The organism is Nocardia brevicatena NBRC 12119, assembly GCF_000308495.1.
Taxonomy (GTDB): Bacteria; Actinomycetota; Actinomycetes; order Mycobacteriales; family Mycobacteriaceae; genus Nocardia; species Nocardia brevicatena.
On sequence record NZ_BAFU01000175.1, the window covers coordinates 1 to 1,051 of the forward strand.

Sequence of the window (1,051 nt, forward strand, 5' to 3'; positions counted from 1 at the left end):
ACCCGTTGAGCCAGGCGGCCGAGCTCGCCCGTGGTGAGGTCGCGCCGGGCAGAGCGGATCATGTGCCCGACCAGTTCCCGAACATGGTTCATATTGCGGATGTGTTGGGGTGCGGCATGTTCGGCGCGGAGTAGTGCGTGTAGCGATTCCCGGTAGTTGCGCTGCATGGCGTGCGCGCGGCCGATTTCCACGAAGTACTGTGCTCGTCGGCCTTCGGCCGGTAGCTGGTCCGGTGAGAGCTTCGGCGCGAGTGTGAGCACCTGGCCGGGTTCGCGTTGTTCCATGGCCGCCGACATGCGCCACAGCGTGACGTTCGCCTTCCCGAAGGTGGGATTGCGCAGGATCGAGGTACCCGGCTCGGCGTCGGCGAGTCGGTCGGCTTGCTCGGCGGCTTCGGCAAGGTGCGGTTCGGGGTCGCCGCCCAGGGCCGCGGTCACCAGCGACGCTTGTAGGTGCAGCATCCCGTAGGTTTCGACGTCGCCGACCGTGTGCACATCGGGCGCGATCTTCTCCGCGGTGCTCTCGGCGTGCTCGAGCGCGGACGCCAGGGAGCCGGGTCGCGACAACAGGACCTGACTTCGGGCGAATGCGGTAGCGGCCAACGCGGCCGTGCCGCCGAGGTTCTGCGCCGCCTTCTCGGCTTCCTGTGCCGCTGTCCACGACAGGGCCGGATACCCGCGGGCCTTCAACGCGGTGGTCGTGGTGTGCGCGATCGTGGCCATGATGTCCCACGCCCGGTCACGGTCGGTGCCGGTCGCGTCCCGTAGCTGCCGGTAGCAGTCGGTGAGTATGGGCGCGATCATCGGCCCGAGCCGGGCGTAATCGCATTGGATGCGCAGCTTCGCCGCGTGTTGGGCGGCCGTGGCCAGTTCGTCGAGCGTCCGCGCCGGCCCGGTTGGGGTGGTGTTCCCGGCCGTCCACAGCGCTGTTTCGATATCGGGAACCGCGGCATGGAATCCGGCCGCGGACGGGTCGAGACGGTCCTGTTCATGTCCGGTGAGATCACCGACCGTCACGCCGAGCGCTTGCGCCAGGGCGTAGAGGGTGCGGC

General features: G+C 68.7%; 1 protein-coding gene. It reads right to left on the minus strand.

Features of this window, described 5'->3' with window-relative positions; all coding sequences use genetic code 11:
- Positions 1-1,051 (minus strand): hypothetical protein (locus ON20_RS25815; protein ID WP_040839623.1); only part of this gene is annotated, 1,051 nt, incomplete at both ends.